The organism is Candidatus Dependentiae bacterium, assembly GCA_020431705.1.
In the GTDB taxonomy this organism is placed as follows: Bacteria; Babelota; Babeliae; order Babelales; family Vermiphilaceae; genus JAGQHQ01.
The window spans coordinates 1-12,045 of record JAGQHQ010000021.1; the positions used below are offsets into that span (position 1 = coordinate 1).

Here is a 12,045-nt window from a genome sequence, read left to right on the forward strand (position 1 = left end):
TAACATCTTTTTATCAGCGAGATTTTCCTTTTTTTACAAAATTATTTCAAGATTTTAATTTTGGGATAGGTTCTAAAACATAATTTTTTTAAAAAAGGTGATTAAGTGAAAATTATTAATGTTAGTGCCCGAGAGATTTTTGATTCACGTGGCTACCCAACTATTGAGTGTCAGATTGTTTTGGAAAACAATAGCTTTGTTGTTGCTTCTGTTCCATCAGGTATGTCAAAAAGTGCACATGAGGCCGTTGAATTACGCGATGGTGGAACAAGACTTTCTGGTTTAGGTGTAGAAAAAGCAATTGAAATAATTGAAAATGTTATTACTCCACAGATTCTTGGTAAAGAACCGGATATGGTTTCTACTGACTTATGGATGATTGATCTAGATGGAACCGAAGATAAGTCAAAACTTGGCACTAATACAATGTTGGCAGTGAGCATAGCGTTGTGTAAAGCACAAGCATATGTCAATGGTATTGAGCCATTTGAGTTTATTGCGCATTTGTGTGATTTTGAATCAGTCACACTGCCAGTGCCAATGTTTAATATCATCAATGGTGGTGTTCATGCTGATAACAATTTGATGATTCAAGAATTTATGGTTATTCCCACAGGGCGAAGAAACTTTAAATTATGCTTAGAGGCTGCAACAACGGTATATCATCAGCTAAAATATTTATTACAACATAAAGGTAAACGAATTGCTGTTGGGCAGGAGGGGGGTTTTGCTCCAGATCTGGAAAATGAAGAAGAGGCACTTGATCTTTTGATGGAGGCAATTAGGTTGAGTGGTGATGAGCAAGAAGGTGGTTTTGTTATTGCGCTTGATATTGCAGCTTCTAGTTTTTATGATCTAGAAAAGAAGAAATATTGTTGGCATAAGAGAAAAATAAGTAGCGATACACTTATCAAAAAGTATGATAAATTAACTTCGCAGTATCCTATTTATTCAATTGAAGATGGACTCGACCAAAATGATTGGGATGGTTGGGAAGTATTGAGCAAAAAGCTTGGCGAATCAATCCATTTAGTAGGCGATGATATTTTTGCAACTAATCCATATCGTATCGCTCACGGTATTGAAGAAAATATTGCAGATTCAGCAATTATCAAGCCAAATCAAATTGGTACCCTTACCGAAACATTACAAGCAATCAAACTTTGCAAAGAGCATAATATGAATACAATCATTTCACATCGTTCTGGTGAGACAAACGATGCATTTATTGTTGATCTTGCTGTTGGTGTGAGTGCCAATCATATTAAGGCTGGTGGTTGTTCGCGTGGTGAGCGTTTAGCAAAATATAACCGAATGTTACAAATCGAGGATTCTCTTGTGATGTCGCTGTTGAGTTAAATGGTAGCCAATGGATTTTCGGCGTTTTCTAGCAGTGCTTTAAGTTCTTTCTCTTCTTTTGCCTTTTTATTAGATGAAATTTTAGAATAAGATGTTTGTGGATAAATGTGGTCTTTTATAACTGGCTTGTGTTTAACTCCAATAATTTTTTCATTGCTTACTGTTTTATCATCGCGATTATTTTTCTGTATTGGTATTTCTTTTTTATTATATTTGTTAGTAAAACTATCAATATCAATATTAAGTGAAAGATCATCATCTTTAAGTAATGTTGTTCTGAGCGAATTGCGTGTTGTAATTGATTGTTTTGTTTGTTTTGGTATCGGAAGATGAGCAAGCTCTAAGCCTTCGGTAGTAATAAGTTCATCGCGTGAAGTAAATGTGTCCATAGAGCTTTTTGAATCAGTACCCTCTGTACCAAAGAACCAGCGGGTAATTGGATCTCTAAGGTTCTCAAACAACATACCTTCATTGGCGTATTGTTTTGCAACATGTATATAATCTTTTGTATAACTACTTACTCCACCACGTAGACGTGGTTCGACAATTGTTGGGGAAATAAAGACTGTTAAATTTGTTTTATTTGCAATACCACTTCTATTCTTAAAGAACCAGCCAAGTATTGGGATTTTGCCAAGCAGCGGTGTTTCATTAACTGATTTAATTGTGTCAACACGTGTTAAGCCACCTAGTGCAAGAATTGCCTTGTTACCAACATTTGCATTAGTGATTACTTCGCGATTAAGTTTATCTGCATCACTAATATTACTACTCCTAAATTCTGCAATAGTAATTTGAACTTGTAGGTTTACACTGTTTGCAGAACTGATGCGTGGTGTAATTTTTACTTCTAAATTAGCATCAATTTGTCTTTTAGTTGCGGTGGTTGTACCGCCAGTACTACCAGACGCTTCATCATTTACTAGGCGACTTTCGCCAACGGTGATAATAGCTTTTTTATTATTAGTAGCAACAACATGTGGATGAGAGATTACTTTTCGGTGATCAAATAGTTTTGATATTGCCAGTAGATTCCATGTTGTACCGTCACTATCATTGAGTTCGATCAATGAAGTGCCTGCAGGAAAACTTGCAGCAATACTTGTTGGGTTATTGCTTGCATCTGTCAGCACATTACCGAGCAAATCAGATTTTACGGTGGTTGGATTTGTTGCGTTATTAAGAACAACTTGTCCTGCTTGCGCAGATTGAAAATTTATATCGCTATGTAATGGAACTACATCAGGATTACGAGTCAGACTACCAAGTAAACGAGTATCATCAATGGTTAGATCGGCAATAAGTACTTCGATAATTACTTGCGGTTGTGGTATATCAAGAGTTTCTATTAGTTTCTCAATTTGCTTCCAGTCTTGTTTGCGCGCAGCAATAATTAGTTTGTTGCCTCCAGAATATTTTCCCTCCTCGTCGACACCTTCTGGTTTATCTGCGCGTATAATAACTTCGTCAAAAAAACGACGAATGCCGGACGATGTTTTACCAGCACGTGCTTGTTGTGCCGCAGCTTGGTTTCCTCCTCGTGCTGAGCGAATAATATTGTCGAGTATTGGTGCGAATTCTTCCGCTCGTAAATATTGCAGCTGATAAACATGTAAGATGGATTTGCCTGATTCAAGCTCAACGTCAAGATATTTAAAGATAAAATCTTTTGCACGCTCAACAGCTTCATTTTTTCCGAGTAAAATGAGTGAATTTGTGCGTTCTTCACTAATAATTTTAATATTATCGGAGAAAAAGTCTGCTTGTTGTTGTTTCTGCTGACGTAAATGATAACGGCGTGCTCGTTGCTCTATTTGCAAAATTTGCTGGTTAAAAAGTTGTTCTATGGTAGTAGCATCAACATAACGAAGTTTGATAATTTCTAATTTTTCTTGAAAAGTAGTTTGATCAAGTGCCAGAATTACACGCATGATTGAGCGGATATTGTTTCCCTTATCGCTTATAATAAGGGCATTAGTGCCTTCATCAACTTGAAATTTTGCCGTGTCAGGTAGAATTTCTTTCAAAAGAAGCATAAGCGTGCTGTTAACATCTGTTGTTACTTGTATATTGCTCAGGTAAACAATATAGCGAATACGTTGATCATTGTCTGGCAGTTTATCAACTGGTGTTCCAACATACACTGGCAATGATTCTCTCGTTATTTCTTTATTATTTCTTACTACCATGTAGATATTGGCTTTTGGTATAATGGTATATCCAGCAATATCAAGCAATGCAAGTAAAATATTCCAGGCTTCTTGGAGTGTTAATATTTGATTAATGCTCAAGTTTGTGTTTACTTTGATTGCATCGTTTCCTGTGGGTAATACGATATTGATATTTTTTTCTGCAGCTAAAAAATTAATAATATCTATCAGTGGTTCGTTTTCATAATCAAATTTGATATATCTTTTTTTACGTCCACTCTTGCATATTTTTTGCTTATTATTAAGCTTTTGTTCAAGTACTCGATGCGTCTCAGTGAGATTTTCTATAGAATGTATTATGATAGGAAAACTTATAATAATAACAAAAAGTGATACTACTAATTTTTTCATGGCATGTACTCCACTTATCCCGCTGATTGTTCTTTTGGTTGTAATGTTGCAATGGTAAGGGTTACCTCAATAGTACCGGGTATTTTTGATTGTGTAATTTCTAGTGATTTAGTATATACCCGTTCCTTTTGTTCAATCTCATTGAGTAGTGTAGTCAGTTCTTGCATAGTCATGTCTACAAATTGTGTTGTTAGTATTGTTTCTCTGTATTTATCTTGACGATCTACTGGCAAATATTGTTCCATCTTTTTCTTATTAGCAAGATTTTGCTTTGCCAGTAATTCTTTCATATAACCACCAATTTTAAAATTTGGCTCTTGTGTGATCATAGCATCAACATCACTGCGTTGTTGTTCTACGATAACAAATTTATCTAGTACTGATTTAGCATTTTCACGTAAATCGTTTATTACATTGATATGTTTAGTTAATGAACCAATTGTATAGTAGTGTCGGAATATTAGTATACATATGGTTCCTGCCACGATAAGACCAGTAATGGCAGTGTATTTATAAAAATCTTTTTCTTCTAAGCCTTCAATAAAGGCAACGATAGAGTCGATAATAGCCATTAGTGCCCTTTATTTGTTTTTGCTAATCGTATCCTCATGGTGAACTTAGGATCTTCTTGTCCCTCTACATATTCAAACAACGGTGATGCGCGCAAGTCTCGCTCAAGAATTTTAAGTGCTTGGTGGTCCTTTACCTCTGCCTTGAGGATGAGAATCTCTCCCTTAATAGTTATTTGTTCTACTTGTAAGCCGAGTGTTTGTCTATCAAGTCGTGTAAATAGCTCAAGTAGGTAAGTTAAAAACGATGAACGTGCAGAGCCAGAAAACGCAAACCATACTTTCTCTTCTTCAACAAGTTTTTGTTGTGCGCTATTAATAATATCTTCTAAGTCTTTATCTTCTTTCGGTATTTGTGGGAACTTTTGTTTTATAGTACTTATTATTTCTCTCTCTGAGCTTTGTATTTCATTACTTAGTTTACGCATTTGCCAAAAGCTGTGGAGAAACAAACCCCCTAGTAACAACACAAGCAACAGTGCGCTAGTAATTAATTGTTTGTAAATAAGCCGTGCATCATGGCTAATAAATTCTTTTTGGCGCAAATTAAATTGGTCTGTTACAGCATTTGGTAGTGCGATACTTGTGCTCATAATACAATGGTTAGCTAGCTCACTCGTTTTCTTTGATGAGATTGATCTGTTAGTAAATAATTGATTGATTTGCATGTGTTTGCATGGTATTTTGAGCAAATCTGTTACAAATTCTATCAAACCTTTCATTTGAGCTCCACCACCAAGAATAAAGATATGTTTGACTTGTGCTTGTTGTGTCTGTGTTGCAAAAGAAGTAAGAGTAAAATTAATTTCATTCCAAAAGGTTTTGAGCGTTTCTATTAATACTTTTTTTTCAGTAAAGTCAGCTCCTGGTGCAACACCAAATCGAATCATATTCTCCAAAGATTCTTGAGGAGTACTCTTGTTGATAGTACTCACTGTTTTTGCTAATTCAATAATACTTTTTGGAAGGGTTCTGACAAAACGTAATATGCCATTATCAATATAGGCAATTCGCGTCTCATGCGTGCCTAGGTCGATTAATGCGACAGCATCTTGCAATGTTTTATACTCTTCAATCTGGACATAAAGGCCATAAAGAGCAAGAAGATCAACAGAAATTGTTTGTGGTTCAATTCCAGTATTTTCAAATAATGCAAGATGATCAATAATTTTTTTGTTTTGTGCAGCAGCCACCAAAATTTCTGCGCTATGTTCTTGTTGGTTTGTATGTGTGATAACAAAATCAATGACAGCTTGGTCAACGGAAAATGGTAGAAGAGGCTCTACTTCATAGCCAATAACCATTTTAATTTTATCATAATTAGTGAATGGTAATTTTAATTTTTTAAAAACAATTGCTGAGCTTGGCAGTGCACTGCGCACTTCATCACACTTTGGCAGTTGCTGGACGAGCTTTTTGAGCGTTTCTTGCACGCGCTGTGTATAATGTAACTCGTTATTTGTTATGATTGCTTCTTGTAGGCATTGTTCCACTGTTGCTTTTGTTCCGCTCATATAAATAACGGTAGCGCTAATTTGTGTTTTACCAATATCCACACCAATAATCCGTTTAGGAATTACGTAGTATAAGCCAACTTTTTCCGGAATGAAGACATCTTTTATCACGCTGTTGACCCTCCTCCGCTACTACCATCAGAAAAGAAATCTGCAAGTGAATGCTTTTTTCTTTGTGCTAGTTGTGTAATCAACTGTTGTTTCTCTGATACTTTTTTATTTTTTTCTTGTTGACTCCTTTTTTTATGCTGGTGTCTAACCAGGGTGGCATTAGGTAAGCTTTGCTTTATACTATTGCTCAATATATTTTTTGTTCGTGATTGTACAAGCTGTATATTTTGCACGTGCAATTTTTCTTTTTGTCTTGAATTTTTTGTTTCCTTACTCTGAGCTATCAATGCTGCCTGTTGTTGTGCTTTTTCTTTTTGTCTTTTCTGCACTAACAGCTGCTGTTTTTCCCATTTTTTTTGTTTTTTGCGACCGCGACGTCCACGTCTGCGAGGTTTTTCATTTTTATTTTTTATTAGATTACCGTCTGTATCATGATGTCGCTGGAATAAGAAATCATCAACAACTTTTGATGTACTATCATTATCTTCTGCAAAGAATGCATGGTGAATTGGATCACGTCGTTGATATACACCTTCAACAGAGCTGAGCATACCGTTATAACCAGTGATTTTTTCTTGAGTAAATGTTTCTATTTTTTGCTCTTTTTTAGGTTCAATTATGCGGCTAGAAATAAGTATTAATAAATTGTTTTTATCTTGTGCCTTACGTTTATTTTTGAACAACCAGCCAAGAACTGGTACATCACCAAGCAATGGTGTCTTACTTAAGTTATTATCAATTCTGTTTTGAATTAACCCACCAAGCGCTAATACTTCTTTGTCCGCAACAATTGTTTCGGTATCAATCTCACGTGTTGTTTTTGCAACGTTTACTTGATTTGAATCTGGCGTGAATGCTTCAATAAGAATATTAAGTTTTAAAATAATCATGCCGTCAGAATTTATTTGTGGTGTAACAGTTACTTTGAGTTGTGCCGGTTCTGTTCCAAATGTATCAGTTTGGTTTGTACCAATAATGGTACCAGTAACAACGCGCCGTTGTTCACCAACTGATACAGAAGCGCTTGTTTTATTTGTTGCAACCAAGAAGGGATTTGCAAGAATTTCTGTATTGCTAATTGTTTGTAATGCCTGGAATATACCCCATACACCAAATGCATCTTGACCAAGTGTAACAATAGTATTACCGGCTGGTGCACCAGCTACTAAATTAATTAAATCACCAAGCAAACGAGTTACTCCATTGCCATCTGAGTTGGTAACGATACTTTTTGCTGTTCCGCCTGCACGTAAACCAGATGTTTGAAATTTAATTTTATCACTAAGCAGACCGCTATTGCCACCAGTACTTTGTCGTGAGCGCAATTGAACTCCTAATTCTTTATTGTCCCGTAATTGTACAGCAAGAATAAGTACTTCAATAGCAACTTGTGGTTGCGGTTCATCAAGTTTCTTAATGATCTCTACTGCTTTTTCATAATCTTCTTGTTCTCCCTTGATAATTAAACGATTTGTTTTTGGTTCAGCAGTAAAGGTAATATCGCGTAAGTATTTATCGCCGCCCCGTACACCACCAACCTTACCCGCTTGAGTTTCTTTACCAAACTGTACTGTTTCATTCATTATTTTAGCGATTGTTTCTGCTTCAGCGTATTTGAGACTATACACTTTTAATGGGGAGTATGGGCGATCAATTTCTACATCAACGTGTTTTAAAATAAAGTTTTCAATTTGTTTAATTGCTTCTTGCGGTCCTAACAGAATAAGAGCGTTAGTACGTGGCTCTGCAATGATACGAGTATTTTCTGGGAAGTAGCGTGCTGTTGGTTTTTTGCGTGGGAACAATCGTGATGGTGGACTGGTTTCTTTTTGTATAAGGGTTTCATATAGCTGTTGTACTTCTTGAGCATCAGCACGTTGTAGTTTCAATACAGACATTGATTGTGGCATACTGACCTTATCGAGCTCTTTTATAATATTCATCAAGCTTTTAATATTGTATGCGTGGTCAATCATTAAAAATGCGTTAATATCAGATAAAAATGTCAGTGATGATGTGCTGCTACGCAATGGCTCTATAACAGACTTAATAACATCAATGGTGCTATTTTCGATAAAGTATACGTAACGAATAATCTGATCGTTGTCTGGTAATTGTTCAATGTTTGTGCCAATAAAAATTGGAACGGGATCTCGTTTTGCTTTATCTAAAAGAGTTATACGATAGAATCTTTGGTTTGGTTCTGGTACAATTGCAAATCCAGCTAGCCGTAAAAAGGTAATAAATAAATCCCATGCTTGTTTTTTGTTGAGAGCTTTGCGTGTTTTGAATGAAATTTTATTTCCCCTGATTGCCTTACCACCTTCTGGTAATGGGTTAAGTGCATCATCGCGGATAAAGTTAATATCAAACAGTTGTTCAATCTGTGTAATAAGTTGCTCTAAATCAGCATCTTCAAAATGAAATTCAATGATATCCTTTTCTTGAGCGAGCTCAATTTCAATATCTTCAAGGTCGTTTTTTAGTTGTTTTTCAGCCTCTAAATTGATTTCTTGTTTTTGTTCAAACTCTTGTGTTGGAATATTTTGCTTTATTGGGGGTATGGTGTCTTGATTATCAAATTCGGGCTGCTCTTTTTGTGGGGGTGATGTTGCCTGTAATGTACCAATATCTTGAGCAAGAGATTGCCCATTTGGTAGTATGTCGGTATCTATAATTCCTTGTAGATCATTATACCTTCCTTCTTTTTTATTTATTTTTTGTTTAGCCTGAGGTGTAAGAAAAGTTGTTAGATCCGTAATGCGCGTATTATTTTGTTTTTGCGCATGTTGACTTCGACGCGCTCGACGACTTTTAATAGCATACAGCTGTATAGGCAAAAAGCTGTTGAGAATAAAAAGTATCCACAAATTATATACTATTTTTTTCATATTTTTTACTCGGTTAACTTAAATTTCTCTTTCTTGCGTGGCAATTTACCGCGATGCACCATATTACTGCGCTCTCGCGCACGTATTTGCTTAACCGTTGGTGCAAGTTTATATTGTTCTTTGAGGACCTTTACTTGTTCTTCCTCTAACTTTTCAGGTGGCAATTCAATCGATTTAGGTGTTGGTGGTTGTACTTCTTGTTCGCCCTCTACTGGCTCTGGGGTAGCGCCTTCTGAGTGTTTGAAATCTCTTAATGTGTATTTAATTGAAACATTTTGGTTGTTTCTTGAAAGTGTAACAGTAATAATGTCATCTTCCCCCATAGCAGTAACGATTTTATATAATGTAAATCTACTTGCTGTATCGGTAGCGCCAATATCGTTGATGGTTAGTATAATGTCATTTTGTAGTAATCCCAATAGAGCTCCCAATGAGTCTTGTGCAACTTGACCAACACGTATACCAATACTTCTACCTTCTTTATATACTGTTGTGAGATCAAGCATATCAATAAACTGTGCCAGGTTGGTAATTCGTTTGCTAAATGCTGTTGGGCTGAGTAAATAGTTATTCTCTGTTACTTTTTGTATAACTTCATTCCAGCCGCCAATCAACGCATATGCAGGATCCATTTTTGCATCATGTTCGCGTAGATATAATACTTCTTGCTGGCCATTTGAGCGAATGAAAATAACTTTGTTATTAAAAATGCGTAGCAGTTGTGCGTCTTCAATCATATCGCCAACTTTATACAACCCTTCTCGTTCTAATTTATTGTTGGCAATTATTGCACGATTACGGCTATCATCATTGACCAAAATCATGATGCCCTTAAGGGTAATATCAAGTGGCTCTAAAAATTCTGGTTTTGGCACTGCTGGTATTGCTGGCGCTTGTGGTGCTGGCGGTAATGGTAATGGAATTTGTTCGACAACTTCTATTGGTTGCGGAGGTCGCTGATAGGTATTAAATAAATCATTTTGCCAAATCTTTTCAATGTTTACTTTAGAAATAGCTTCTTTGGTTGGCTTTATATATACTTCAGGTTGGATATCCTCTCGATAAGGAATACGCTCCTGGGTAAAATATACGAAGCCTAACAGTAACATAAATAAAAAAAGGAGCGTGCTGTTTATGATCCACAACGGTTGTTTCATCTTGAGTATTCCCTGATTTATTTGCCTATTGCTAATTCACACGATACCGTTGATGGCTTTATGTTGTCAAGTTTAGTCCTATTTTTACACCTTTTTACTATAACCAAATTAAGAACTATTTTTTTACTGCATGTGTTATTATGCAATATTTGCCTTGAAAAAGGGAAATGAGATTTTATATATGGAATAAATACCTATATAAAGCCTTTCTGTTTTAATTGTGTAATATTTTACAGTATAATTATTTTATTGTATTATATGAATATAATAGCAATATTGTATTATTTGGAATATTACAGGGGTGGTTTTGTGAAATATTTTTTTCGCAAGCATTTTTTATTGTTTTTTACCTTAGTTGGTCTTGGCTCGTCAGGTATAATGAATGCTGAGGTAAGCAAAGAATGCATTGCATCATGGGTTGCATGTTTATCTCTAAAACAGGCATCTACTATTATATACAAAAGTGTGTGCTTCAGCGAAAAGATGCGTATACCTTATGTACCTAAAGTATTAGTATTCGACGATAATTATAAGATAGGTTCTATCATTTTATTTAATCGAGAAATTCTGAGCGCAGGATTATTTGACATGATAGTTCCAGTTAAAAAAGAAATAGATTGTTGGCGATACAACAATGGGGATTATACGATAATGCAGGATGTATCAATTATAGCAAAAGAAGGTGCTCGACATTTTATTAGGGGTGCCGTCGCAGAAATAATCTATCAAAATTTGCCATTTATAGATAAACTATCTGAATGGGCAAAATGTAAACTTTTTCGCAATGATCCTAGTGCTTACTACGTTTCTTCCTGTGTTGCAAAGGGTATTGCAAAGGGTCTTATACAAACCGTGTTATTAAATATGCAAAATTATTGTCTTCGCAAAGTTGATGGAACTAGCAATAAATTTGAATTCGAAATTTATAAGTTTGAGTTTTCACCTTGAATTTTCATATTGAAACAATCGTCTATGAGTGGTTTTTTTGTTATAATAAAAATGTGCTAATATACTATTTTAGTAAGATAATTTTTACCTTAAGGAGTTTTATGAAATATTTTTTTCGCAAGCATTTTTTATTGTTTTTTACCTTAGTTAGTCTTGGCTCGTCAGGTATAACATTTGGTATGGGTTTTGACAATATTAAGTGTTTTTGGAACGAAAAGGGTTATTGCATAAGCAATTCTGAGGAAATCTCAAAGTGGTTTGCATTTGCATTAATGAGACAATTTGTAAGTACTGTGGCCAAAGTATCATTGATGAGTAAAACAGGAGAAAGTGGTTATAATTCTTATGAGAAAAAGATTTTTGGTTTTACTGTGTTTAATAAAGAAATTCTTTTTGCGGGTGTGGAAGAAGGCTTTATTGAGGGTGTGAGCAATGTGTGTGCTAGTAAAAATTCGCGTAATAGAGGCCATAATGGTAATTATTTTAATAATGATAATTCAGATGATTCGGATGATAATTCTGAATCGAGTGATAATGGTAAAAAAGCGATGAGTAAAGGTACTTTTTCTTTCACAGCGCCATTAGGGTGGTCTGTGGTTGAGGGTATTGTACGTGGGAGTCTTGTAGAAATGATTTATCAAAACTTACCACTAAGAAAAACGCTATCAGAATGGTCAAAGCGCAACTTAGGCATTGCGCACGAACCTGCTTGTATGCTGGCAAAAGGTGTTATTAAAGGTTTGATACATACATGTTGGTTAAACGCAAAAGATAAATATAAAAATATGGATAACGGCGAAGACTTTAAATGGAAATGGTATCAGTTTGGACTTTTTAAATTGAATTATGAAGTATAATGTGTGAATATAAGGTAAAGTTGAAACAAAAAAAATACCCTGCAATCTGCAGGGTATTTTTTTTGTTTCAACTTTACC

8 protein-coding genes are annotated in these 12,045 nt (G+C 35.2%); 3 read left to right on the forward strand and 5 right to left on the reverse strand.

Annotated features, from left to right (window positions below; all coding sequences use genetic code 11):
- The first annotated feature begins 105 nt into the window (after window positions 1-105).
- Window positions 106-1,359 carry a phosphopyruvate hydratase gene (gene eno / locus KC460_04760; protein MCA9770651.1) on the forward strand — a complete coding sequence of 418 codons (1,254 nt, stop codon included), beginning with the start codon at window positions 106-108 and terminating at the stop codon, window positions 1,357-1,359.
- On the opposite strand, the gene KC460_04765 is transcribed toward eno, so the two are convergent.
- From KC460_04765 to KC460_04785, 5 genes are read right to left on the reverse strand one after another with little or no spacing between them, the layout of a single operon-like run.
- Window positions 1,356-3,920 (reverse strand): hypothetical protein, encoded by a 2,565-nt coding sequence (locus KC460_04765; protein MCA9770652.1) that lies wholly within the window; start codon window positions 3,918-3,920, stop codon window positions 1,356-1,358. The two genes, eno and KC460_04765, sit on opposite strands and share 4 nt — an antisense overlap.
- Window positions 3,921-3,934: 14 nt before the next feature.
- A complete protein-coding gene (locus KC460_04770; protein ID MCA9770653.1) occupies window positions 3,935-4,492 on the reverse strand; it encodes a hypothetical protein in 558 nt (185 codons plus the stop codon).
- Window positions 4,492-6,114 (reverse strand): pilus assembly protein PilM, encoded by a 1,623-nt coding sequence (gene pilM, locus KC460_04775; protein MCA9770654.1) that lies wholly within the window; start codon window positions 6,112-6,114, stop codon window positions 4,492-4,494. The genes KC460_04770 and pilM overlap by 1 nt, the downstream gene beginning before the upstream one ends.
- Window positions 6,111-9,005: a hypothetical protein gene (locus KC460_04780; GenBank protein MCA9770655.1), complete on the reverse strand. Its 2,895-nt coding sequence runs from the start codon at window positions 9,003-9,005 to the stop codon at window positions 6,111-6,113. The genes pilM and KC460_04780 overlap by 4 nt, the downstream gene beginning before the upstream one ends.
- A 5-nt stretch (window positions 9,006-9,010) precedes the next feature.
- On the reverse strand, window positions 9,011-10,162 hold the full coding sequence (locus tag KC460_04785) for a hypothetical protein (protein ID MCA9770656.1): 1,152 nt from the start codon (window positions 10,160-10,162) through the stop codon (window positions 9,011-9,013).
- Window positions 10,163-10,471: 309 nt separating this feature from the next.
- Between KC460_04785 and KC460_04790 the strand changes: the two genes are divergently transcribed.
- The gene (locus KC460_04790; protein ID MCA9770657.1) at window positions 10,472-11,110 is read left to right on the forward strand and encodes a hypothetical protein; all 639 of its coding nucleotides are present in this window, start codon (window positions 10,472-10,474) and stop codon (window positions 11,108-11,110) included.
- Between the two features lie 101 nt (window positions 11,111-11,211).
- Window positions 11,212-11,967, forward strand: a complete 756-nt coding sequence (locus KC460_04795; protein ID MCA9770658.1) for a hypothetical protein — start codon at window positions 11,212-11,214, stop codon at window positions 11,965-11,967.
- Window positions 11,968-12,045: the final 78 nt, after the last annotated feature.

Excerpts from the sequence above, each read along its gene's own strand:
- KC460_04765 (MCA9770652.1), bottom strand. The coding sequence starts at position 3,920 with ATGAAAAAATTAGTAGTATCACTTTTTGTTATTATTATAAGTTTTCCT.
- KC460_04770 (MCA9770653.1), bottom strand. The coding sequence starts at position 4,492 with ATGGCTATTATCGACTCTATCGTTGCCTTTATTGAAGGCTTAGAAGAA.
- KC460_04780 (MCA9770655.1), bottom strand. The coding sequence starts at position 9,005 with ATGAAAAAAATAGTATATAATTTGTGGATACTTTTTATTCTCAACAGC.
- KC460_04785 (MCA9770656.1), bottom strand. The coding sequence starts at position 10,162 with ATGAAACAACCGTTGTGGATCATAAACAGCACGCTCCTTTTTTTATTT.
- KC460_04795 (MCA9770658.1), top strand. The coding sequence starts at position 11,212 with ATGAAATATTTTTTTCGCAAGCATTTTTTATTGTTTTTTACCTTAGTT.